The 24,290-nt window shown below is 50.3% G+C and carries 24 protein-coding genes; 15 read left to right on the plus strand and 9 right to left on the minus strand.

The features are described from left to right. Positions 1 to 4 precede the first annotated feature (4 nt). The 3 genes from ydjY to xthA form a co-directional block, all read right to left on the minus strand. Positions 5 to 682 carry a lipoprotein YdjY gene (ydjY, locus tag WC5_RS06165; RefSeq protein WP_000939194.1) on the minus strand — a complete coding sequence of 226 codons (678 nt, stop codon included), beginning with the start codon at positions 680 to 682 and terminating at the stop codon, positions 5 to 7. A gap of 4 nt (positions 683 to 686) precedes the next feature. Further along, positions 687 to 1,397, minus strand: a complete 711-nt coding sequence (locus WC5_RS06160) for a TVP38/TMEM64 family protein (protein ID WP_010348798.1) — start codon at positions 1,395 to 1,397, stop codon at positions 687 to 689. A 166-nt stretch (positions 1,398 to 1,563) separates the two neighbouring features. Then, positions 1,564 to 2,370: an exodeoxyribonuclease III gene (gene xthA, locus WC5_RS06155; RefSeq protein ID WP_000673948.1), complete on the minus strand. Its 807-nt coding sequence runs from the start codon at positions 2,368 to 2,370 to the stop codon at positions 1,564 to 1,566. A 444-nt stretch (positions 2,371 to 2,814) separates the two neighbouring features. Between xthA and astC the strand changes: the two genes are divergently transcribed. The 7 genes from astC (at position 2,815) to ves (ending at position 10,435) form a co-directional block, all read left to right on the plus strand. Further along, positions 2,815 to 4,035, plus strand: a complete 1,221-nt coding sequence (astC, locus tag WC5_RS06150; RefSeq protein ID WP_000080457.1) for a succinylornithine/acetylornithine transaminase — start codon at positions 2,815 to 2,817, stop codon at positions 4,033 to 4,035. Next, positions 4,032 to 5,066, plus strand: coding sequence for an arginine N-succinyltransferase (gene astA, locus WC5_RS06145; protein ID WP_000989448.1), 1,035 nt, complete (start codon positions 4,032 to 4,034; stop codon positions 5,064 to 5,066). Before astC ends, astA begins: the two co-directional genes overlap by 4 nt. After that, the gene (astD, locus tag WC5_RS06140) at positions 5,063 to 6,541 is read left to right on the plus strand and encodes a succinylglutamate-semialdehyde dehydrogenase (RefSeq protein WP_000177337.1); all 1,479 of its coding nucleotides are present in this window, start codon (positions 5,063 to 5,065) and stop codon (positions 6,539 to 6,541) included. The genes astA and astD overlap by 4 nt, the downstream gene beginning before the upstream one ends. Further along, entirely contained in the window at positions 6,538 to 7,881 is a 1,344-nt protein-coding gene (astB, locus tag WC5_RS06135) for an N-succinylarginine dihydrolase (protein ID WP_000993903.1), read from the plus strand. Before astD ends, astB begins: the two co-directional genes overlap by 4 nt. Beyond that, on the plus strand, positions 7,874 to 8,842 hold the full coding sequence (gene astE / locus WC5_RS06130; RefSeq protein WP_000368468.1) for a succinylglutamate desuccinylase: 969 nt from the start codon (positions 7,874 to 7,876) through the stop codon (positions 8,840 to 8,842). Before astB ends, astE begins: the two co-directional genes overlap by 8 nt. Positions 8,843 to 9,171: 329 nt before the next feature. After that, positions 9,172 to 9,657: an ATP-independent periplasmic protein-refolding chaperone Spy gene (gene spy / locus WC5_RS06125; RefSeq protein WP_001228965.1), complete on the plus strand. Its 486-nt coding sequence runs from the start codon at positions 9,172 to 9,174 to the stop codon at positions 9,655 to 9,657. Between the two features lie 202 nt (positions 9,658 to 9,859). After that, complete coding sequence (gene ves / locus WC5_RS06120; RefSeq protein WP_010348797.1) at positions 9,860 to 10,435, plus strand: environmental stress-induced protein Ves; 576 nt, start codon at positions 9,860 to 9,862, stop codon at positions 10,433 to 10,435. Here ves and cho read toward each other — a convergent pair. Beyond that, positions 10,395 to 11,282: an excinuclease Cho gene (gene cho, locus WC5_RS06115; RefSeq protein WP_000252349.1), complete on the minus strand. Its 888-nt coding sequence runs from the start codon at positions 11,280 to 11,282 to the stop codon at positions 10,395 to 10,397. The genes ves and cho overlap by 41 nt on opposite strands. Before the next feature lie 229 nt (positions 11,283 to 11,511). Beyond that, on the minus strand, positions 11,512 to 12,339 hold the full coding sequence (gene nadE, locus WC5_RS06110) for an NAD(+) synthase (protein WP_000175013.1): 828 nt from the start codon (positions 12,337 to 12,339) through the stop codon (positions 11,512 to 11,514). A gap of 200 nt (positions 12,340 to 12,539) precedes the next feature. On the opposite strand from nadE, the gene osmE reads away from it, so the two are divergent. The 7 genes from osmE to chbG all read left to right on the plus strand — a co-directional run bounded on the left by osmE (position 12,540) and on the right by chbG (position 18,434). Next, positions 12,540 to 12,878 carry an osmotically-inducible lipoprotein OsmE gene (gene osmE, locus WC5_RS06105; RefSeq protein WP_001039038.1) on the plus strand — a complete coding sequence of 113 codons (339 nt, stop codon included), beginning with the start codon at positions 12,540 to 12,542 and terminating at the stop codon, positions 12,876 to 12,878. Positions 12,879 to 13,178: 300 nt separating this feature from the next. Continuing rightward, positions 13,179 to 13,499, plus strand: coding sequence for a PTS N,N'-diacetylchitobiose transporter subunit IIB (gene chbB, locus WC5_RS06100; protein WP_000412169.1), 321 nt, complete (start codon positions 13,179 to 13,181; stop codon positions 13,497 to 13,499). An 81-nt stretch (positions 13,500 to 13,580) separates the two neighbouring features. Continuing rightward, entirely contained in the window at positions 13,581 to 14,939 is a 1,359-nt protein-coding gene (gene chbC / locus WC5_RS06095; protein ID WP_000073031.1) for a PTS N,N'-diacetylchitobiose transporter subunit IIC, read from the plus strand. Positions 14,940 to 14,990: 51 nt separating this feature from the next. Beyond that, on the plus strand, positions 14,991 to 15,341 hold the full coding sequence (gene chbA / locus WC5_RS06090; RefSeq protein WP_000968919.1) for a PTS N,N'-diacetylchitobiose transporter subunit IIA: 351 nt from the start codon (positions 14,991 to 14,993) through the stop codon (positions 15,339 to 15,341). A 7-nt stretch (positions 15,342 to 15,348) separates the two neighbouring features. Beyond that, on the plus strand, positions 15,349 to 16,191 hold the full coding sequence (gene chbR, locus WC5_RS06085; protein ID WP_000983663.1) for a transcriptional regulator ChbR: 843 nt from the start codon (positions 15,349 to 15,351) through the stop codon (positions 16,189 to 16,191). 119 nt (positions 16,192 to 16,310) lie between these two features. Continuing rightward, positions 16,311 to 17,663: a 6-phospho-beta-glucosidase gene (gene celF, locus WC5_RS06080; RefSeq protein WP_000078791.1), complete on the plus strand. Its 1,353-nt coding sequence runs from the start codon at positions 16,311 to 16,313 to the stop codon at positions 17,661 to 17,663. Positions 17,664 to 17,675: 12 nt separating this feature from the next. After that, positions 17,676 to 18,434 (plus strand): chitin disaccharide deacetylase, encoded by a 759-nt coding sequence (gene chbG, locus WC5_RS06075; RefSeq protein WP_000440423.1) that lies wholly within the window; start codon positions 17,676 to 17,678, stop codon positions 18,432 to 18,434. 46 nt (positions 18,435 to 18,480) lie between these two features. Here the strand turns inward: chbG and katE are convergent, their stop codons facing one another. Then, on the minus strand, positions 18,481 to 20,742 hold the full coding sequence (gene katE / locus WC5_RS06070) for a catalase HPII (protein WP_000077896.1): 2,262 nt from the start codon (positions 20,740 to 20,742) through the stop codon (positions 18,481 to 18,483). A 182-nt stretch (positions 20,743 to 20,924) separates the two neighbouring features. On the opposite strand from katE, the gene cedA reads away from it, so the two are divergent. Further along, positions 20,925 to 21,188 (plus strand): cell division activator CedA, encoded by a 264-nt coding sequence (cedA, locus tag WC5_RS06065; protein WP_001241546.1) that lies wholly within the window; start codon positions 20,925 to 20,927, stop codon positions 21,186 to 21,188. 45 nt (positions 21,189 to 21,233) lie between these two features. On the opposite strand, the gene tcyP is transcribed toward cedA, so the two are convergent. The 3 genes from tcyP to hxpB form a co-directional block, all read right to left on the minus strand. Beyond that, positions 21,234 to 22,625, minus strand: coding sequence for a cystine/sulfocysteine:cation symporter (tcyP, locus tag WC5_RS06060; RefSeq protein WP_001010733.1), 1,392 nt, complete (start codon positions 22,623 to 22,625; stop codon positions 21,234 to 21,236). 132 nt (positions 22,626 to 22,757) lie between these two features. After that, positions 22,758 to 23,348, minus strand: a complete 591-nt coding sequence (locus tag WC5_RS06055) for a metal-dependent hydrolase (protein WP_010349983.1) — start codon at positions 23,346 to 23,348, stop codon at positions 22,758 to 22,760. A 162-nt stretch (positions 23,349 to 23,510) separates the two neighbouring features. Then, the gene (hxpB, locus tag WC5_RS06050) at positions 23,511 to 24,179 is read right to left on the minus strand and encodes a hexitol phosphatase HxpB (RefSeq protein ID WP_000106839.1); all 669 of its coding nucleotides are present in this window, start codon (positions 24,177 to 24,179) and stop codon (positions 23,511 to 23,513) included. Positions 24,180 to 24,290: the final 111 nt, after the last annotated feature.

The following is a 24,290-nucleotide window of genomic DNA, read 5'->3' on the forward strand; positions in this document are numbered from 1 at the left end:
GTTGTTATTCGGCGATTTTAAAGGTAACCGTTGCCAGCGTGTTATCTGCCGGGAGAACCGACGCATTACCTTTGAATTGCACTTCACCGCGTTTTTCCACGGCCCCATAAGTGTATGTCGCATTGCTGACGATACCGACCGGGCAGCTATCGAGACACACCAGGCAGCCAGTTTTCTTCTCTTCTGCCGCCGCTAAATTACCGCCAAAGCGCATGTCCAGTTTCTTGCCATTGCTATCGACAATCACCTCATCGAAGGAATACGCTTTTGCCGCCCCTTGCCAGTTGACCGAAATATCCAGTTTGCTGCCCGCCACATGGGTCGTTTCTTTATTATCCATCGTCATGTTTTCGCCCGGCGTGCCACCGGCCTGTTTCAGGGCTTCATAAAATGCTTTCGGGGTCGCATAACCCATAAACAGCGATTTATGTCCGTTGGAGCCATCTTTAAACACAATGCCGTGGCGGGTATCGTCTGTCAGAAAACGACCATTAATTTGCACTAACATGGTGACCGTATGGTTATTGGCATCGACACGCAGTGGCTGGCTGGCGGAAAGCCCGTCGTATTCCACTTTTGCCACCGTATTTTCTTTTTGATCGCAGCCACTAAGCCCTGCGGTTGCCAGTAAACACAGTGCAGCCAGTCCTTTTTTCCATGACGCAGAATAATGTTGCAACATCGTTTTATCCTTCATTTTTGGGGTGAGTAAGTGGGCTGCGGCGTGAAGCAGACAGATCCACATGTTTGTGTCGGGCGTAGAGTCTGGCGAACTGAACGAGAATAAACAGCGCCAGTCCTGCCAGACAGAGTTTTAAAATAAAGCGCAGCGTAATGCCCTCACTGGCGAGATCGCTTGCCATTACGGTATAAATAACTATTCCGGGCAGAGTAGTTAATGCCGAAATAAGGGTATAAGGCCAGAAGGCGATGGCGGTTAATCCATAAGCATAATTTTGAATATTGTAAGGAAATAGCGGGATTAAGCGGGTCAAAATAAGAAAATCGATACCGTTACGCGTAATACCTTTTTCTATGGCCTGAAAAGTGTGGCTATGACCAACGTATTTCAGCAGTAAATCACGTCCCAGCCAGCGTGCCAAAAGGAAGGAGCATGACGAGGCCAGCGTGGCGGCAATTAATGAAAGAAACGTCCCTAAGAGCGGGCCAAAGACTATTCCTCCGGCGATCACCAGTATGCTACCCGGTAACAGAAAGAGAGTGGCGATGATGAATAACAGAATATAGAGGCTATAACTGAAAAATCCGCTCTGGCGAATAAGCGCCTGTAAGTGAGGTAAATCGGTGAGCAGATCGAATAAACCGAAAGCGTGGATAGCGTAAATGACCAGCGCAAAAATAAGACAGGCAAAAAGAAATTTACGCTCAGTGTTCATCGTGGAGTTTCCTATATCAAACTTGATAATAGAGAAGTGGTCAGACAACTAAAAACGCAGTGACGGTATAACAAAGGACGGCGGGCAACAAATCATTACTGACAGTTTGTTGATTTTTCTCAAGGTTAATTCTCCTGACCCAGAGTGAGCCAGGAGAACAGAGAAATTAGCGGCGGAAGGTCGCCCACACTGGGGCGTGATCGGACGGTTTTTCCATGCTGCGAATTTCATAGTCGATGCCGGTTTCTACGCAACATTCTGCCAGCGGCTGGCTGGCGAGAAGCAGGTCGATGCGCAGACCACGGTTATCGTCAAAACCTTTTGAGCGGTAATCAAACCACGAGAAACGATCTGCCGTTTCCGGGTTCGCATGGCGGAAAGTATCCACCAGACCCCAGCTAATCAGTCTCTCCATCCATTCGCGTTCTTCTGGCAGGAAAGAACATTTACCGGTACGCAGCCAGCGTTTGCGGTTCTCTTCGCCAATGCCGATATCGAGGTCTGTAGGGCTGATATTCATATCGCCCATAATCAGCACCGGATTCTCACGCTTGAGTTCGGTTTCCAGGTAGTTTTGCAGGTTCTGGTAAAACTGCGCTTTCGCCGGGAATTTAATCGGGTGGTCGCGGCTTTCACCCTGCGGAAAGTAGCCGTTGATCACGGTGACATTGCCCAGCGGCGAGGGAATTTCCGCCATAATAATTCGTCGTTGAGCCTCTTCGCCGTCGCCGGGGAAGCCGCGACGCACAGCAATCGGCGTCTCTTTGGTCAGCAGCGCCACGCCATAATGGCCTTTCTGCCCGTGATAAAAGACGTTGTAGCCAAGCTTTGCTACTTGTTCGAGCGGAAACATATCATCATGAACTTTTGTCTCCTGCAAACCAATCACATCCGGTTGGTGCTTCTCGACGATGGCTTCAAGCTGGTGTGGTCTGGCGCGCAGACCGTTGATATTAAAAGAGACAAATTTCATAGTCGCTGCCATTTATTCAGATAAAGAGTGCGTGGATGTTAGCAGAAATTCGCTGTGCTTACTGCCTGTTGTTAAGTGATTTGATCGATGGTTGTTAATGATGCCAACGATGGCGCAAAAAATGCCCGTTTTTGGTGCAGTTGCGTCAGCATGGCGCAGTAATTTCCAGTAAATTTCGTCAACGATCACAATTCCAGAATTATATTTTACTTCTGCATAACATTTCGTTTTTTATTCTTTTTATTCATCAGTATCGCAAACGTATTCACTTTATATGCACTTCAGGTGCATATCGCTGGGTTGTAACGCCTTGATTTCCAGTTAACTGCCGCCGTTTATGCACTTTTACCACTGGCTGGCACGAACCCTGCAATCTACATTTACAGCGTAAACATCACTTATTATTAACATATGAATAACCATTTATTTACTGTAGGGGTCGCTATGTCTCAGCTAATTACGCGTGAAAACTTTGATGAATGGATGATACCTGTTTACGCTCCGGCACCGTTTATTCCGGTACGTGGCGAAGGTTCGCGCTTGTGGGATCAGCAGGGGAAAGAGTATATCGACTTCGCGGGTGGCATTGCAGTGAACGCACTAGGTCATGCGCATCCGGAACTGCGGGAGACGCTGAACGAGCAGGCGAGTAAGTTCTGGCATACCGGTAATGGTTACACCAACGAGCCAGTATTACGGCTGGCGAAAAAGCTCATTGACGCGACGTTTGCCGATCGCGTGTTCTTCTGTAACTCCGGCGCGGAAGCCAACGAAGCGGCGTTGAAACTGGCGCGCAAATACGCTCACGACCGCTACGGTAGCCATAAGAGCGGCATCGTGGCGTTTAAAAATGCTTTCCACGGGCGCACGCTGTTTACCGTTAGTGCCGGCGGGCAGCCAGCCTATTCACAGGATTTCGCGCCACTGCCGCCGGATATCCGCCATGCCGCGTATAACGATATTAATTCTGCCAGTGCGCTGATTGACGACTCCACCTGCGCGGTGATTGTCGAGCCAGTACAGGGCGAAGGCGGCGTGGTGCCAGCCAGTAAGGCATTTTTGCAGGGATTGCGTGAGTTATGCGATCGCCACAATGCATTGCTGATTTTCGATGAGGTACAAACCGGCGTCGGGCGTACCGGTGAACTTTATGCCTATATGCACTACGGGGTGACGCCCGATCTGCTGACCACCGCTAAAGCTCTGGGCGGAGGTTTCCCGGTTGGTGCGCTGCTGGCAACCGAAGAGTGCGGTCGGGTGATGACCGTTGGCACTCACGGCACCACCTATGGTGGTAATCCGCTGGCCTCGGCGGTGGCGGGTAAAGTGCTTGATCTCATCAACACGCCAGAGATGCTTAATGGTGTCAAACAGCGTCACGACTGGTTTGTTGAGCGTCTTAATATCATTAATCATCGCTGCGGTTTGTTCAGTGAAATTCGCGGATTAGGTCTGTTGATTGGCTGTGTGCTGAATACAGATTACGCCGGGCAAGCGAAACAGATCTCTCAGGAGGCGGCGAAAGCAGGCGTGATGGTGCTGATTGCGGGTGGCAACGTGGTGCGTTTTGCGCCGGCGCTCAACGTCAGCGAAGAAGAGGTGACGACCGGACTGGATCGCTTTGCCGCTACTTGCGAACGCTTTGTTAGCCGGGGTTCATCATGATGGTCATCCGTCCCGTTGAGCGCACCGATGTCGCAGCCTTAATGCAGCTTGCAGGTAAAACGGGCGGCGGCCTGACGTCGCTCCCTGCCAATGAAGCCACGCTTTCGGCGCGTATCGACAGATCCATTAAAACCTGGCAGGGCGAATTACCCGAAAGCGAGCAGGGTTATGTGTTCGTGCTGGAAGAGAGCGAGACAGGCACCGTGGCGGGTATTTGCGCTATTGAGGTGGCTGTCGGGCTAAACGATCCCTGGTACAACTATCGCGTCGGTACGCTGGTTCACGCTTCGAAAGAGCTGAATGTCTATAACGCGCTACCGACGCTGTTTCTCAGTAATGATCACACCGGAAGCAGTGAGTTATGCACGCTGTTCCTCGACCCGGAGTGGCGCAAAGAGGGCAATGGCTATTTGCTGTCGAAATCGCGCTTTATGTTTATGGCGGCTTTTCGTGACAAGTTTAACGACAAAGTGGTCGCCGAAATGCGCGGGGTGATTGATGAGCACGGCTATTCGCCGTTCTGGCAAAGCCTCGGTAAACGCTTCTTTTCGATGGATTTTAGCCGCGCTGATTTTCTCTGCGGTACTGGTCAAAAGGCGTTTATCGCTGAACTGATGCCAAAACATCCGATCTATACGGACTTTTTATCCCAGGAAGCGCAGGACGTTATCGGCCAGGTGCATCCGCAAACAGCCCCCGCGCGTGCGGTGCTGGAAAAAGAAGGTTTTCGCTACCGTAACTATATCGACATCTTCGACGGTGGGCCGACGCTGGAGTGCGACATCGACCGTGTTCGCGCCATCCGCAAAAGTCGGCTGGTGGAAGTCGCGGAAGGGCAGCCAGCGCAGGGGGATTTCCCGGCCTGTCTGGTCGCCAATGAAAATTATCACCATTTCCGCGTGGTACTGGTGCGTGCCGATCCGGCAACCCAGCGTTTGATTTTAACCGCCGCACAACTGGACGCTCTCAAGTGCCACGCCGGGGAGCGCGTTCGTCTGGTGCGCCTGTGCGCAGAGGAGAAAACAACATGACTTTATGGATCAACGGCGACTGGGTGACGGGGCAGGGCGAACTTCGCGTGAAGCATAATCCGGTATCGGGCGACGTATTATGGCAAGGCAATGATGCCGATGCCGCTCAGGTGGCGCTGGCTTGTCGCGCTGCACGCGCCGCGTTTCCGCGTTGGGCGCGGCTCTCCTTTGGCGATCGTCAGGTAAGAGTTGAACGCTTTGCCGGACTGCTGGAAAGCAATAAAGCCGAATTAACGGCGATTATTGCCAGAGAAACAGGCAAACCGCGCTGGGAAGCGGCAACCGAAGTGACGGCAATGATTAATAAAATCGCTATTTCAATCAAGGCATATCACGTGCGCACGGGCGAGCAGCGCAGCGAAATGCCTGACGGTGCGGCGAGTTTGCGCCATCGCCCACACGGCGTGCTGGCGGTGTTTGGACCGTACAATTTCCCAGGGCATTTGCCGAACGGGCATATCGTTCCGGCGCTGCTGGCAGGCAACACAATTATCTTTAAACCCAGCGAACTGACACCGTGGAGCGGCGAGGCGGTAATGCGCTTATGGCAGCAGGCCGGCTTGCCGTCGGGTGTGCTGAACCTGGTGCAGGGGGGGCGCGAAACGGGTCAGGTGCTGAGTGCGCTGGAAGATCTCGACGGTTTGCTGTTTACCGGTAGCGCCAACACTGGCTACCAGCTGCATCGCCAGCTCTCCGGTCAGCCGGAAAAAATCCTCGCCCTCGAAATGGGTGGCAATAACCCGCTGATTATTGATGACGTGGCGGATATCGACGCCGCTGTCCACCTGACTATTCAGTCAGCATTTGTCACTGCCGGGCAACGCTGCACTTGCGCCCGCCGTTTAATGCTTAAACGCGGGGCGCAGGGCGATGCGTTCCTTGCTCGCCTGGTTGCCGTTAGCCAGCGGTTAACGCCGGGGAACTGGGATGACGAACCACAGCCGTTTATTGGCGGGCTGATTTCTGAACAGGCCGCGCAGCAGGTTGTTACCGCCTGGCAGGAACTGGAAGCGATGGGCGGGCGAACCCTGCTTGCGCCACGTTTGCTGCGCGCAGGAACATCATTGCTGACGCCGGGGATCATTGAAATGTCAGGCGTTGTCGGTGTGCCGGATGAAGAAGTGTTTGGGCCGCTATTGCGTATCTGGCGTTATGACACCTTTGATGAGGCGATTAAGATGGCGAATAACACTCGCTTTGGCCTCTCTTGCGGGCTGGTGTCACCGGAGCGGGAAAAGTTCGATCGACTGTTACTGGAAGCGCGTGCGGGGATCGTCAACTGGAACAAACCGCTTACCGGCGCTGCCAGTACTGCACCATTCGGCGGCGTTGGCGCTTCCGGCAACCATCGCCCCAGCGCCTGGTATGCCGCAGATTATTGTGCCTGGCCGATGGCTAGCCTGGAGTCAGACACGTTAACGTTGCCTGCGACGCTTAACCCCGGTCTGGATTTCTCCGATGAGGTGGTGCCATGAACGCCCGGGAAGTGAATTTCGACGGGTTGGTGGGGCTGACACATCATTACGCGGGCCTGTCGTTTGGTAATGAAGCCTCTACCCGTCACCGTTTTCAGGTCTCTAATCCGCGACTGGCGGCAAAACAGGGTTTACTGAAAATGAAAGCCCTTGCTGATGCGGGATTCCCGCAGGCGGTGATGCCGCCGCACGAGCGACCGTTTATCCCGGTTTTGCGTCAACTGGGATTCAACGGCAGCGATGAACACGTGCTGGAAAAGGTTGCCCGTCAGGCTCCGCACTGGCTTTCCAGCGTCAGTTCCGCTTCGCCAATGTGGGTAGCGAATGCAGCTACGGTAGCGCCATCCGCTGATACGCTGGATGGCAAAGTGCATCTGACCGTCGCCAACCTGAACAATAAATTTCACCGTTCGCTGGAAGCGCCCGTCACCGAATCGCTGTTAAAAGCGATTTTTAACGATGAAGAGAAGTTCACCGTTCATTCTGCTTTGCCGCAGGTGGCGATGCTGGGGGATGAGGGGGCGGCAAACCACAATCGGCTCGGTGGTAACTATGGCGATCCCGGTATTCAGCTTTTTGTGTACGGGCGAGAAGAGGGCAATGGCACGCGACCTTCCCGTTATCCGGCGCGGCAAACCCGTGAAGCCAGTGAGGCGGTCGCCAGGTTGAATCAGGTGAATCCACAGCAGGTGGTTTTTGCCCAGCAAAACCCGGACGTTATCGACCAGGGTGTTTTTCATAATGATGTCATTGCGGTGAGTAACCGCCAGGTGCTGTTTTGCCATCAGCAGGCGTTCGCCCGCCAGGCGCAATTACTGGCAAACCTGCGCGCGCGGGTGAACGGTTTTATGGCGATAGAAGTTCCGGCGGCACAGGTTTCCGTAGCGGATGCTGTCTCGACTTATCTGTTTAACAGCCAGTTACTGAGCCGTGATGATGGTTCGATGGTGTTGGTGCTGCCGCAGGAGTGTCGGGAACACGCTGGGGTATGGCGTTATCTCAATGAATTGCTTGCTGCCGATAACCCGATAAGCGAACTGAAAGTTTTTGATTTGCGCGAAAGCATGGCAAACGGCGGCGGCCCTGCGTGCCTGCGGTTACGCGTGGTGCTGACGGCAGAAGAATATCAGGCGGTAAATCCGGCAGTGATGATGAACGATACCTTGTTTAATACGCTCAATGGCTGGGTGGATCGCTACTATCGCGATCGTCTTACTGCCGCCGATCTTGCTGACCCGCAATTGCTGCGTGAAGGAAGGGAAGCTCTGGATGCACTGACTCGTTTACTGAATCTCGGTTCGGTTTACCCGTTTCAGCGGGAGGGAGGGGGTAATGGATAATTTTCTTGCCCTGACTTTAACGGGCAAAAAGCCAGCCATAACAGAGCGGGAAAACAACGGTGTCCGCTGGCGCTGGCTGGGCGACGGGCTGCTGGAACTGACGCCGTTAACGCCACCGCAGGGTGCGCTGGTGATTTCTGCGGGAATACACGGTAATGAAACCGCGCCGGTAGAAATGCTCGATGCTTTGCTTGGCGCGATTCTCCACGGCGAGATCCCTCTACGCTGGCGGCTGCTGGCGATCCTTGGAAATCCCCCGGCGCTGAAGCAAGGGACACGTTATTGCCATAGCGATATGAATCGAATGTTTGGCGGACGCTGGCAGCGATTTGCCGAAAGCGGCGAAACGTGCCGTGCGCGCGAACTGGAACAGTGTCTGGAAGATTTTTATGAACAGGGTAAAGAGTCTGTTCGCTGGCACCTTGATCTGCATACCGCGATTCGTGGTTCGTATCACCCACGGTTTGGTGTTTTACCGCAACGTAATATTCCCTGGGACGAAAACTTTCTGACATGGCTGGGTGCGGCAGGGCTGGAGGCATTGGTGTTTCACCAGGCGCCGGGGGGCACGTTTACCCATTGTAGTGCCGAACATTTCGGTGCACTGGCGTGTACGCTGGAACTTGGTAAAGCATTGCCATTTGGCAAAAACGATCTTCGCCAGTTTTCACCCACCGCCAGCGCGATTGCTGCGCTGTTATCTGGCGTGAGTGTCGGTACTGAGAGAACGTCGCCGCTACGCTATCGGGTCGTTTCGCAAATTACCCGCCACTCATCATCCTTCGAACTGCATATGGCAAGCGAGACGCTGAACTTCACGCCGTTTAAGAAAGGAACGTTGTTGGCGCAGGATGGTGAGGAACATTTTACTGTGACTCATGATGTTGAGTATGTGTTATTCCCTAATCCATTGGTGGCGACGGGATTACGTGCGGGATTAATGCTGGAAAAAATAACCTAATACTTGCCCGCAGAAATCATTCTGCGGGTATTTACTGGCTTTTTAATGAAATAATGCGGATTAATCCTGGTTATTTGCTTTATTTATCACCAGTCATCAGGTATATTTCTTCATAATCCCTGCAAAATCAGTGTGTTGTAATATTTCATCATCACTCTCCATCAAATTTTCTTTTTTTCTCCATAATTGGCGCAAAAGTGTTTTTTACACTTTCATTGTTTTACCGTTGCTCTGATTAATTGACGCTAAAGTCAGTAAAGTTAATCTCGTCAACACGGCACGTTACTTAAGAAAGCCGTAATAAATAACTGAAAGGAAGGATATAGAATATGCGTAAATTAACTGCACTGTTTGTTGCCTCTACCCTGGCTTTTGGCGCGGCTAACCTGGCCCATGCCGCCGATACCACTACCGCAGCACCGGCTGACGCGAAGCCGATGATGCACCATAAAGGTAAATTCGGTCCGCATCACGACATGATGTTTAAAGACCTGAACCTGACCGACGCGCAGAAACAGCAGATTCGCGAAATCATGAAAGGCCAGCGTGACCAGATGAAACGCCCGCCGCTGGAAGAACGCCGCGCAATGCATGACATTATTGCCAGCGATACCTTCGACAAAGCGAAAGCTGAAGCGCAGATCGCAAAAATGGAAGAACAGCGCAAAGCTAACATGCTGGCGCACCTGGAAACCCAGAACAAGATTTACAACATCCTGACGCCGGAGCAGAAAAAGCAATTTAATGCTAATTTTGAGAAGCGTCTGACAGAACGCCCTGCGGCAAAAGGTAAAATGCCTGCAACTGCTGAATAATCTTTCAGCCTGACAACTTAAGACCGCCGGTCTTGTCCACTACCTTGCAGCAATGCGGTGGACAGGATCGGCGGTTTTCTTTTCTGTTCTACAACTTTTGCAAAAAAAGCCTAATCACTACTAAGGTAAATCACCCGAGTTGCCGATAACAATCCACGGTTGCCTGAACGATAACAATGAAAAGAGTATGCCGGGAGCGAGTATGGAATACTTTGATATGCGTAAAATGTCGGTGAACCTGTGGCGAAACGCTGCCGGTGAAACTCGTGAAATCTGTAGCTTTCCTCCGGCAAAACGTGATTTTTACTGGCGTGCCAGCATTGCTTCCATTGCGGCAAATGGTGAGTTTTCGTTGTTTCCGGGAATGGAAAGGAGCGTGACGCTGCTGGAAGGCGGTGAGATGCTCCTTGAAAGCACTAACCGTTTTAGCCATACCTTAAAACCGCTACAGCCTTTTGCTTTCGCGGCGGATCAGGTGGTAAAAGCGAAACTGACTGAAGGTCAGATGTCAATGGATTTCAACATTATGACGCGCCTTGATGCCTGTAAAGCGAAAGTCAGAATTGCCGAACGCACGTTCACCACTTTTGGCTCACGCGGTGGGGTGGTGTTTGTGATTAGCGGAGCGTGGCAACTGGGCGACAAGCTGTTGACTACCGACCAGGGCGCGTGCTGGTACGATGGCAGGCACACCCTGCGGCTTTTGCAACCGCAAGGCAAACTGCTGTTCAGTGAAATTAACTGGCTGGCAGGCTATTCACCGGATCAGGTTCAGTGATTTCATAGTTGCCGGAAAGCAGCGGTTTACAGAGGATTTTATAACCGTCGTGATCAAACCCGGCGGGTGTACGGATTAACGTTGCAGCTTCTTCTAACGAATTAACCGCGCCCAGCCACAGCCAGTTATGAATAATATGATATTGGGTCATTTCCGGATGCTGTTCTTTCAGCGCCACCGCACCTCGCCACGGCCAACAAACAACCCGCAAACGCTCCAGAGACTGGCGCAAACGTAGCGCATGAGCGTCATGGCTCTCTTTACTGCAGCACGCCCCGGCGCAACGTTTTAGCGCCGAACGAAAACAAGCGCGCCCGCGACTTAACGGTTCCAGCCCGAGCAGGCCATAACAAAGTTTTTGTTCATCGGCGATGGTCTGTAATGCTTGTAAAGCCGCACGACGGTTGGCAAACAGGCCGAATAAGTTTGCTGCGGTAGAAAAATCCACGTCTTTGGCATACACCACATCGACACGCTTTTCATTCAGTTGCAGGGCACAGAGCTGGCGATTACGGCGCAAGCGTTTATTAAACAGTGGCTGTTGTTCTTTAATTAATCGCGCTTCAAGGAGTAGAGCGCCGATTTCACCTGCGGTGCAGATCCAACTAATTCGCCTTGATTGCCGCAGCATGGCGGCTTCATCCTGAGTGCGTAAATGAGAAAGCACCCGGCTGCGGATATTAACGCTTTTGCCAATATAGAGCGGCATGGTGTCACTTTCGCCATGAAACAGATAGACCCCTGGTCGGGTGGGTAAGTCATTAAGGAATGAACGTAAATGTTCGGGATATTCGTAGATTGCCGCCGCTTCAAATTCTGGCCGCAGGGAAGTTAAACGCCGTACCACTGTTGACTCCAAATGCTGGTTATCTATCCAGTGTAACAGGCGGGAAACGATTAAAAAAGAGGCGGGTCGATGACAAAAGTAACACCGCCTGATGCGCTACGCTTATCAGGCCTACTCGACTCCTACAATGTACTGAATTTGCAAAGTTTTGTAGGCCGAATAAGGCGTTCACGCCGCATCCGGCATGAACAACGCACTCTTTTTCGCACAAGCCATTATGTGCAAATGATTACTTTTTCCAGAAATCATCGAAAACCGTAATAGGCGGACGGCGTTTATGTTCGGTTTTCAGATACCAGTTTTCTATTGTTCTGGCGACCTGTTCGGGTACGGTTTTCCCTTCCAGATAGTCATCGATATTGTCATAGCTCACGCCGAGCGCCACCTCATCTGGCAGGGAAGGGCGGTCATCTTCCAGGTCGGCTGTTGGCGCCTTCTTATAGAGATGTTCCGGGCAACCTAATGCCGCCAGTAACTGTTTGCCCTGACGCTTGTTCAGACGGTATAGCGGGTTAATGTCAGTACCACCGTCACCGTATTTAGTGAAGAATCCGGTAATGGCTTCTGCCGCATGATCGGTGCCAACCACGACACCGTTGGTCATGCCTGCAATGCTGTATTGCGCTTTCATCCGCTCACGCGCTTTTTCATTGCCGCGAACGAAATCACTTAATTCAATACCCGCCTCGCGCAGCGCCTGTTCGCTGGCCAATACCGCGCCCTTGATATTCACGGTTAATACGCGATCCGGTTGAATAAAGGCAATAGCGTCCTGACAATCCTGTTCATCAGCCTGAACACCATAGGGCAGGCGCACGGCAATGAATTGCAGTGCCGCGTTGCCCGTTTCCTGACGTAGCTCGTTAATTGCCATTTGACACAGTTTCCCGGCAAGAGTGGAGTCCTGACCGCCGCTGATCCCGAGCACCAATGATTTAATGAACGGGTAGGTTTGCAAATAGCTTTTCAGAAAATCGATGCTGCGGCGAATTTCCTCTTCAGCATTAATCTGCGGTTTTGCGCCCAGCGCCTTTATTATTTGTTGTTGCAATGTCATTGAACCCCTCCAGACAGAAAAATAAAACTTCCTTAAAGCTAACCCGTTGCTACAGAAACGACAAGCGACAGCAGGTTGAATGGCGGTTAAAACGTCATACAGGAATCCTCTGAAAGCAGAGCCGTTTCGTTCACAGGCTTGAAAAAGCGCCCAATGTATTCCAGGCTTATCTAACACGCTGATAAACAAGAGGACGGAATATGAACAAGAATATGGCAGGAATTCTGGGTGCAGCGGCGGTATTAACCATGCTGGCAGGTTGTACGGCGTATGATCGTACCAAAGACCAGTTTGTACAGCCTGTGGTGAAAGACGTCAAAAAAGGCATGAGCCGGGCGCAGGTTGCACAAATTGCGGGTAAACCTTCGTCTGAAGTGAGCATGATCCATGCTCGTGGTACTTGCCAGACCTATATCCTGGGTCAACGTGATGGTAAAGCAGAAACCTATTTTGTCGCCTTAGATGATACCGGACATGTCATCAACTCCGGCTATCAGACCTGTGCCGAATACGACACCGATCCACAAGCAGCGAAGTAATTTCTTCGCCTGAAAGCTTGAGTTACAACGGAAACCGGCCATTGCGCCGGTTTTTTTTTGCCCCGTGTTCTTATTTATTGTCGCGAATTATTTAACCGAAATGTGAAGAAGGTCATAACAACAGGTCAAGGAGAGACAATTTGTATGGTCAAAGAAATACTATCGTTCAGGTCAATACCGTATACTCTTTTCAGCCACCAAAAAAAGTCATGTTGGTTTCGCAAGTTACCCAGAGCATGGAAGCAGGTGAAGGCTTGCGGAGTGTCTGGCTGACAGATAATCGTTGATGAGGGCAGTTTTATGGAAAAGAAACACATTTATCTGTTTTGTTCTGCGGGCATGTCTACCTCTTTACTGGTATCAAAAATGCGCGCACAGGCAGAAAAATATGAAGTTCCGGTCATTATTGAAGCATTTCCGGAAACACTGGCGGGTGAAAAAGGTCAGAATGCCGATGTCGTGTTATTAGGGCCGCAGATTGCTTATATGTTGCCCGAAATTCAGCGTTTGTTACCCAACAAACCTGTTGAAGTCATTGATTCACTGTTATATGGCAAAGTCGATGGTTTAGGCGTGCTTAAGGCTGCAGTTGCAGCAATTAAAAAAGCCGCAGCAAATTAATTTTTAAATTTTTCCGTCAAAGAGTTATTTCATAAATCTATACCGCAATACTTTAATTGCGGTTTTTAAGGGTATTTTTCTATGAGTAATGTTATTGCATCGCTTGAAAAGGTACTCCTCCCTTTTGCAGTCAAAATAGGAAAACAGCCACACGTTAATGCAATCAAAAACGGCTTTATTCGCTTAATGCCGTTAACCCTTGCGGGGGCCATGTTTGTATTAATCAATAACGTTTTTCTGAGCTTTGGGGAGGGGTCGTTTTTTTACTCCTTAGGTATTCGCCTCGATGCCTCAACCATTGAAACACTCAATGGCCTGAAAGGTATTGGTGGAAACGTATACAACGGAACATTAGGGATTATGTCTTTAATGGCGCCGTTTTTTATCGGTATGGCGCTGGCAGAAGAGCGTAAAGTCGATGCGCTCGCGGCAGGGTTGTTATCCGTTGCGGCATTTATGACCGTCACGCCTTATAGTGTCGGTGAAGCTTATGCGGTCGGCGCAAACTGGTTAGGTGGCGCGAATATCATTTCCGGGATTATTATCGGCCTGGTGGTGGCAGAAATGTTTACCTTTATTGTCCACCGCAACTGGGTGATTAAATTACCCGACAGTGTACCGACATCGGTCTCACGTTCTTTCTCAGCATTAATTCCCGGCTTTATTATTCTTTCTGTGATGGGAATTATTGCCTGGGCGCTGAATACCTGGGGCACTAACTTCCATCAGATTATTATGGATACCATCTCGACGCCGCTGGCATCGTTGGGTAGCGTGGTCGGCTGGGCGTATGTGATCTTTGTTCCGCTGCTGTGGTTCTTCGGTATTCACGGTGCGCTGGCGCTGACCGCGCTGGACAACGGCATTATGACGCCGTGGGCGCTGGAAAACATCGCCACCTATCAACAATATGGCTCCGTCGAAGCGGCGCTGGCAGCCGGTAAGACCTTCCATATCTGGGCCAAGCCGATGCTGGATTCCTTTATTTTCCTCGGGGGCAGCGGTGCGACCCTGGGGCTGATTCTGGCTATCTTTATCGCTTCTCGCCGTGCTGACTATCGTCAGGTGGCAAAACTGGCGCTGCCGTCGGGCATCTTCCAGATTAATGAACCGATTCTGTTTGGTCTGCCGATTATCATGAACCCGGTGATGTTTATCCCGTTTGTTCTGGTGCAACCTATTCTGGCGGCAATTACTCTGGCGGCGTACTACATGGGCATCATCCCACCGGTGACTAACATTGCACCGTGGACCATGCCAACCGGTCTGGGAGCCTTCTTTAATACTAACGGTAGCGTCGCCGCATTGCTGGTCGCACTCTTCAACCTTGGCATCGCAACGCTGATATATCTGCCATTTGTCGTGGTGGCAAACAAAGCGCAGAACGTGATTGATAAAGAAGAGAGCGAAGAAGATATTGCTAACGCCCTGAAATTTTAATCGACGCTGGCACGGGCAACTCGTGCCAGTAAGAATAGAGAGGAACGATGTATGATGGATCTCGATAATATTCCTGATACGCAAACGGAAGCTGAGGAACTGGAAGAAGTGGTGATGGGGCTTATCATCAACTCCGGACAAGCGCGCAGCCTGGCGTATGCGGCGCTGAAGCAGGCGAAGCAGGGCGATTTTGCAGCGGCAAAAGCCATGATGGATCAGTCGCGGATGGCCTTGAATGAAGCGCATCTGGTACAGACGAAACTGATTGAAGGCGACGCGGGCGAAGGCAAGATGAAAGTGAGTCTGGTGCTGGTTCACGCCCAGGATCATCTAATGACTTCCATGCTTGCACGTGAACTGATTACCGAATTAATTGAGCTTCATGAAAAACTGAAGGCATAAGGAGTCGATGATGCAGCCAGTGATTAATGCGCCGGAAATTGCCACTGCCCGTGAACAGCAGTTGTTTAATGGCAAAAATTTCCATGTATTTATCTACAATAAAACGGAAAGTATTACTGGATTGCATCAGCATGACTATTATGAATTTACCCTGGTTTTAACTGGTCGTTATTTCCAGGAGATTAACGGTAAGCGCGTGTTGCTGGAACGGGGCGATTTTGTTTTTATTCCGTTAGGATCACACCATCAAAGTTTTTATGAGTTTGGTGCCACGCGCATATTGAACGTTGGGATCAGTAAACGTTTTTTTGAACAGCATTATTTGCCGTTGTTGCCTTATTGCTTTGTTGCTTCACAGGTTTACCGAACAAATAATACTTTTCTTACCTATGTGGAAACGGTGATTTCTTCATTGAATTTCAGCGAAACCGGTCTGGAAGAATTTGTTGAGATAGTCACTTTTTATGTCATTAACCGTTTACGTCATTACCGCGAAGAACAGGTGATTGATGATGTGCCACAGTGGTTAAAAAGTACGGTTGAAAAGATGCATGATAAAGCGCAGTTCAGTGAGAATGCGCTGGAAAATATGGTGATGTTATCGGCTAAATCGCAGGAGTATTTGACGCGTGCGACTCAGCGATATTATGGCAAAACGCCGATGCAGATTATTAATGAAATCCGCATTAACTTTGCCAAAAAACAACTGGAAATGACTAACTATTCTGTGACTGATATTGCATTTGAAGCCGGTTATAGTAGCCCAAGCCTGTTTATTAAAACGTTTAAGAAACTAACATCTTTTACACCAAATAGTTATCGTAAGAAATTGACTGAATTTAATCAGTAGTTATTATCACTGATCATTAAATTTACATGTATGCCTTATTTATCCTGGGGAGACCGGGATATTCCTGACGTAGAGGCAGGTATGAATAATATTAGTATTTCCTGATGAAGGGAGAAATTATGAGCCAGAAATTAAAAGTCGTCACTATTGGTGGCGGGAGTAGTTATACCCCGGAACTGCTGGAAGGGTTTATTAAGCGTTATCACGAATTGCCGGTGACTGAATTATGGCTGGTGGATGTCGAAGGTGGTAAAGCAAAACTGGATATTATCTTTGATCTCTGCCAGCGAATGATCGATAACGCTGGTGTACCGATTAAACTTTATAAAACGCTTGATCGTCGTGAGGCGCTGAAAGGGGCAGATTTTGTCACTACCCAACTGCGCGTAGGTCAATTACCAGCACGCGAACTGGATGAACGTATTCCGTTAAGTCATGGTTATCTTGGCCAGGAAACTAATGGTGCGGGTGGACTGTTTAAAGGTCTGCGCACCATTCCGGTGATTTTTGACATCGTAAAAGATGTCGAAGAACTTTGTCCGAATGCGTGGGTGATCAACTTCACTAACCCGGCGGGAATGGTCACTGAAGCGGTCTATCGTCATACCGGATTTAAACGCTTTATCGGCGTGTGTAATATTCCGATTGGCATGAAAATGTTTATCGGCGATGTTTTAGCCTTGAATGAGAACGATGATTTATCTATCGATCTGTTCGGCCTGAACCACATGGTGTTTATTAAGGATGTTTTGGTAAATGGCAAATCACGTTTCGCCGAATTGCTTGATGGTGTGGCATCCGGGCAGTTAAAAGCATCTGGTGTTAAAAATATTTTCGATCTGCCGTTTAGCGAAGGTTTAATTCGGGCTCTGAACCTGTTGCCGTGTTCCTATTTGCTTTATTACTTCAAGCAAAAAGAGATGCTGGCGATTGAAATGGGTGAATACTACAAAGGCGGCGCGCGTGCGCAGGTGGTACAGAAAGTCGAGAAGCAACTCTTTGATCTGTATAAAAACCCGGATCTGAAAGTGAAACCGAAAGAGCTGGAGCAGCGCGGTGGGGCTTATTACTCTGATGCAGCGTGCGAAGTCATCAACGCTATCTACAACGACAAGCAAACGGAACATTACGTTAATATCCCGCATCATGGGCATATTGATAATATTCCGGCAGACTGGGCGGTAGAAATGACCTGCACGCTGGGGCGCGATGGCGCGACGCCACATCCGCGCATTACGCATTTCGATGACAAAGTGATGGGGCTGATTCACACCATCAAAGGCTTCGAGATTGCGGCCAGCAACGCAGCACTTAGCGGGGAATTTAACGATGTGTTACTGGCGCTAAACCTTAGCCCGTTGGTGCACTCCGATCGTGATGCTGAGCTGCTGGCACGCGAGATGATTCTGGCGCACGAGAAATGGCTGCCAAACTTTGCCGACTGCATAGCAGAACTTAAAAAAGCACATTAACCGGGGCTGATTATGGAACGCTTACTGATTGTTAATGCCGATGACTTTGGCCTAAGTAAAGGCCAGAACTACGGCATTATCGAGGCCTGCCGAAACGGTATTGTCACGTCGACGACGGCGCTGGTGAATGGTGAAGCTATCGACCATGCGGTGCAGTTGAGTCGCGATGAACCGAGTCTGGCAGTTGGAATGCACTTTGTTCTCACCCTGGGCAAGCCGCTGACTGCAATGCCGGGTTTAACCCGCGAAGGTGTGTTAGGGAAGTGGATCTGGCAACTGGCGGAAGAAGATGCTTTACCGCTGGAGGAAATTGCTCAGGAACTTGCCAGTCAGTATCTGCGTTTCATTGAGCTATTTGGGCGCAAACCAACGCACCTTGATAGCCATCATCATGTGCATATGTTCCCGCAGATTTTCCCGATTGTGGCGAAGTTTGCGGCTGAAGAGGGGATTGCGTTGCGCATCGACCGTCAGCCGCTATCTTATGATGGTGATTTACCGGCTAATCTGCGCAGCTCGCAGGGATTCAGTAGCGCGTTCTATGGTGAAGAGATTAGCGAGTCACTGTTTCTGCAAGTGCTGGATGATTCCAGTCATCGTGGTGAACGTTCGCTGGAAGTGATGTGCCATCCGGCGTTTGTCGATAATACAATTCGCCAGAGTGCTTATTGCTTTCCACGGTTAACGGAGCTGGAAGTGTTGACATCCGCATCGCTGAAGTATGCCATTGCCGAGCGAGGTTATCGGTTGGGTAGTTATCTTGATGTGTAAGGTAGTTTGTAAAGTCACTCCCCTGGGGGAGTGACTTTATTCATATTTACGCCGGAATTTTATCAATCTTAGGAATTCGTGACCATACGCGGTGCGCTGCCATTAGCGTTAACAGTTCATCCATAAAACTACCGTCTGCGCTGTCGGCTTCCACAATCCCTTCTTCACCCTGGTCATCAACCTTGATTGTCGCCTTAAACTTGCGCGCATCGCCCGCCAGCGCAATCGGTTTAAGGTGCTTATAGGCTTCCATCAGGTAATAGTTTGCATCGCCGTTGTCTGCGATATCGGCGATATTACCGCAAGGGACAATGACTGCATCGACCGTCAGCGATGGCGCCCCGGCAAAGGTTGCTGCTATCGGCAACACCGTACCGTCATCGGTAGTGACTTCGCCCATCCGTGAGTAAAGCAGTTTGGCATGAACGCCTTTGGCTTTCAGCGCCTTCAGAATTGCCAGAAGGTCTGCGGATTTCACTTCATCATTAAGCAAAATAGCTACCACACGGCCTTTCACATCACCGTCAGGAATGGCATACAAACTTAACGCAGGATCTTTTTTAAGCCCGTTTACGTCCAGTGGCGGGGTGATATTCAGTTGGTCGTCAGTCAGTTCGATACCGAGATTTTTTGCTACCGCCTGCGCCAGGTTAAGATCAATATGCGCTAACTGGTCAACGACGCGTTCACGAATATAAGGTCGTACAACTTTGCTTAACTCAAAGCTGAAACCATCGACTATATGGCGCTGCTCGAACGGCGTTTGACTTAGCCAGAACAGGCGCGGATGGGAATAATATTCGCCAAATGATGGGCTGCGTTCCCGCACTTTATTGCCTTCCACGCGCTCCTGATATGATTCAAAACCGCCGCGTTTTGGCCCCGGCGGCGTTTCGCGCGGCCAGTTATCGTTGATCGAGTTCGGTTCGTAATTCGCCGGGTTAGTGTCGATTCCCATCCGATGCATACCGTCACGCTGGAAATTGTGGTACGGGCAGGTAGGGCGATTAATCGGAATTTCATGAAAATTCGGCCCGCCAAGACGGCTGATTTGTGTATCGGTATAAGAGAACAAACGTCCCTGCAACAGCGGATCGTTGGTGAAATCCAGACCAGGGACAATATGACCAGGATGGAAAGCTGCCTGTTCGTTTTCGGCAAAGAAGTTATCCGGGTTACGGTTAAGCACCATTTTGCCGACGCGCTGAACGGGTACTAACTCTTCCGGGATGAGTTTCGTTGGGTCAAGCAGGTCGAAGTCGAATTTGAATTCATCTTCTTCGGGGATCAACTGGAAGCCCAGTTCGTATTCCGGGAAATCGCCTGCTTCAATGGCTTCCCACAGTTCGCGGCGGTGGAAGTCTGGATCACGTCCGGTGAGTTTCTGCGCTTCATCCCACACCAGTGAGGCTTTACCTGCCAGTGGTTTCCAGTGGAAACGTACAAAGGTCGCTTTACCTTCGGCGTTAATCAGGCGGAAGGTGTGAATGCCGAAGCCTTCCATGGTGCGGTAACTGCGTGGTATTCCGCGATCTGACATCGCCCACATCACGTTGTGGAGCGTTTCTGGTTGCAGGGATACATAATCCCAGAAGGTGTCGTGGGCGCTTTGCCCTTGCGGAATTGCCCAGTGCGGTTCCGGTTTTACCGCATGAACAAAATCGGGGAATTTATGCGCATCCTGAATAAAGAAGATTGGTGTGTTATTACCAACAAGGTCAAAAATACCCTCTTCGGTATAGAACTTGGTGGCAAAACCACGGATATCACGCACCGTATCTGCCGAACCTGCGCCACCCTGAACGGTAGAGAAACGCACGAACACCGGGGTGATTTTGTTCGGATCTGACAGGAAGTCGGCTTTGGTGATATCGCTTAAGTTTTTATACGGCTGGAAATAACCGTGAGCGGCTGACCCACGCGCGTGAACGATACGTTCCGGAATACGTTCATGGTCGAAGTGGGTGATTTTCTCGCGCAGAATAAAATCTTCCAGCAGCGTTGGACCACGGCTACCGGCACGCAGTGAGTTTTGATCGTCGGCGATGCGCACGCCCTGATTAGTGGTCAGCGCATAATTTTCACTGCCTTTGCGTACGTCTTCCAGAGATTTTAGTTTTTCGTTACGCGTATCAGGGGCTTTCAGACTCCCTGGGGCGGTAGGTTGTGCGCCTGGCGGTGTTGGTTCAGCCGCTGGACGATAAGATCCGTCTTCAGGTGCCAGTGAGTCCATTCCCGGTTTCGCTTCGCTGGAGTCGTGTAGTGGTGACTGGTGCTGATGTGGGTTCTTTTCGTTATGTTGCGACATTGAACTCGTCTCCTTAATTCATTACTGAAAGGGCCGCTGTTTTGGTCAAAAAAACCTCTAACTATAGACCATCAGGGTGATCCCGCTCTGGAAGTGGTGCCAGAGAAGGTATTCGGGAATATACGCAAAGCAGGACGGACGGGGGGTAAATCAGCTAAACTACAATTTTTCTGATTTTTAATATGCGTTTAGTGAAGCCAGTAATGAAGAAACCGCTACGTCAGCAAAACCGCCCGATTATTAGCTATGTTCCTCGCACGGAACCTGCGCCGCCAGAACATGCGATTAAGATGGATTCGTTTCGCGATGTCTGGATGCTGCGTGGCAAATATGTTGCGTTTGTTCTGACGGGGGAGTCATTCCTGCGCTCACCAGCATTTAGCGTGCCGGAGTCCGCCCAGCGTTGGGCTAACCAAGTGCGCCAGGAAAATGAGATCGAAGAATAAAAAAACGCCTGTCGAATGACAGGCGTTTTGCGTTATGAACCAGGATTAACGGTGTGCCAGTTCGGCGTCGTCTTCGCTGTCCAGAATGGACTTATCGGTTTGCTTCAGCCACTGGCTGGTCAGCGTACCTGCGGTCATTGAGCCGCTCACGTTCAATGCAGTTCGACCCATATCGATAAGCGGTTCAACGGAGATTAACAGAGCCACTAGCGTTACCGGCAGGCCCATCGCCGGCAGAACAATTAACGCGGCGAATGTTGCACCGCCACCAACACCTGCAACACCTGCTGAACTCACTGTGACGATACCGACGAGTGTTGCAATCCACATCGGGTCCAGCGGGTTAATGCCCACCGTTGGCGCAACCATCACCGCCAGCATTGCCGGATACAAACCGGCACAGCCGTTCTGACCAATGGTCGCCCCAAAAGAGGCGGCGAAACTGGCGATAGATTCAGGAACACCCAGACGACGCGTTTGTGCTTCAACGTTCAGTGGAATAGACGCTGCACTGGAGCGACTGGTGAAAGCAAACGTCAGCACCGGCCACACTTTACGGAAGTATTTCAGCGGACTCACGCCATTAATACCCAGCAGAATGCCATGCACCGCAAACATAATGATAAGACCCAGATAGGACGCGACAACGAAGCTACCCAGCTTAATGATGTCTTGCAGGTTGGAACCGGCAACCACTTTGGTCATCAGCGCAAGCACGCCGTAAGGGGTTAGTTGTATGACCAGGCGAACCAGTTTCATCACCCAGCTTTGCAGTGTGTCGATAGCTGTTAAAACGCGTTCACCTTTCGGCGCATCATCTTTCAGCAGTTTCAGCGCCGCGACGCCGAGGAATGCGGCAAAAATTACCACGCTGATAATTGATGTCGGATTCGCACCGGTCAGATCGGCAAACGGGTTTTTCGGGATAAAAGACAGAATGAGTTGCGGAACACTTAAATCCGCGACTTTACCGACATAGTTGCTTTCGATAGCGTTCAGACGGGCAGTCTCAGCGCCACCCTGAACCAGACCTTCAGCAGTCAGACCAAACAGGTTAGTCACCAGCACACCGACCAGCGCCGCAATCAGCGTGGTAAACAGCAGCGTACCGATGGTCAGAAAACTGATTTTTCCTAGCTGAGATGCGTTATGCAGGCGAGCAACCGCGCTCAGAATAGAGGCGAATACTAACGGCATAACGATCATTTGCAGTAGCTGAACATAGCCGTTACCGACAATGTTAAACCACTGTACAGAATCTTTAAGTACCTGGCTGTCAGAACCATAAATGGTATGCAGAGCAAGGCCAAAGACCACGCCCATCACCAGACCCACCAGTACTTTTTTTGCCAGACTCCACTGTTTGTGGCGGGCCTGAGCCAGCACAAACAGTAGAACAACGAACACCACGATGTTCGCAATTAATGGAAAGTTCATCCCCGTTCTCCTGATCTTATTATTTCTATCACTGTGTAACAGTCATAGTGTTGGCGCAAGATTAACAGAACTGTGAGCTGGCTCTTATATTCAAATGGAATTGCTTATTCCAGAAAGGTGATTTTTGCTTTTTTAGTATTCAACCTGGTGCTTAATAAGGCGATGAAACTGGATCTGCAAGGTATTGATCATTTGCGATGACCAACGAACCGCGCTGTTTTCAGGCAGAGAATGGGGCATCCACACCGACCAGACAAATAATGCCATGCAGAGAAAACGTTCCAGCTGATTGCCCTTTTGTGGCACCAGAATTGGCAGGCGAAAGCGCCAGCGACACGGCCAGAGCAGGGGAACACCAGCCGGTGTCAGCATATCGGCAATAATATGACTCAAATAACCCAGCACCATACCTTGCAGTGCATCAGCCGGAATAAACCAGCTTTCCGGCACTTTGAGGTAAAAGGTTGCCAGCAGGGCAAATACAGCCAGCAAACTGTGGGTAAATCCACGGTGTCCAAATGCGCGGGCAATGGGTTTTGATATCCACTTTAATCGCTGCCCAAGAAACGATTTTGGGTGGTCGATGTCCGGTAACAGACACGTTAAGATCGCGGAAGGGACAATATGCCACCAGTCACCCTGTGCCAGCACGGGCGTCAGCTCGGCATTTTTGGCAAATACCGCACAAGCAATAGAAAAGAGAAGGTGACCTTCCGCCGTCATGATAAAACTCACTAAACTGTCGATACGTACAGTATAGGATTTTTATACAGTGCGCGGAAGTGGTGACGGTGTAACTCTTTATCACAAAATGATGATAAATCCGCCAGTTGAATAAAAATTCAGATAAAAAGCCAGGGGCAGTTATGACACTGCCCGATTTTATTAGCCGAGGAGGTCGGTCGCGGTCAATTCGGTGAGAGATGAAAGTTTTACGTTCGCCAACACAAAACGTGGATCATTTTGCGCTTCGGGCGCGGGGACGACGATAGAACGCATACGTGCCGCTTTAGAGGCGATCATGCCATTTACAGAGTCTTCCAGCGCCACGCAGGCGAGAGGATCAACCCCCAGTTTTGCTGCACAGTCGAGATACACTTGTGGATGCGGCTTGCTGTAAGGCAGCTTTTCGGCGGAGGCGAGGGCATCGAAACTGTCACGTAAGTTAAACATGGTCAGCACTTTTTCCAGCATATGCAAAGGTGACGCGGAGGCCAGACCTACCAATAATCCTTGTTCTTTGCATAGCGCAACGGCCTCACGCACACCAGGCAGTAATGGTCGCGTCTCTTCAACCAGTGAAATGGCACGGGCAATAACCCGTTCAACTACCTCCTGACGACTCGGCCCATTCCACGGTTGCCGGGCATACCACAGATCAACCACCATATCGATGCGTAAACCTAAGGTGTCCGGTAGCTCGTTACGACGGGAGATATCTACCCCCAGGCTTGCCATCACATCCAGTTCGGCTCGATCCCATAAAGGTTCTGAGTCGATAAGTAATCCATCCATATCGAAAATTGCAGCAAGAATCTGACGCGGGGTTGACATTACAACCTCTCCTTTAGAGCATTATGTGTAAGGTATTAAGCAGTGCTTATGATTAAGCGCCTATCATATCGCCTTTAAAGAATGGGCGAAAACAGATATCTACAGGTAAAC

Source organism: Escherichia sp. KTE114, assembly GCF_000407765.1.
GTDB lineage: Bacteria > Pseudomonadota > Gammaproteobacteria > Enterobacterales > Enterobacteriaceae > Escherichia > Escherichia ruysiae.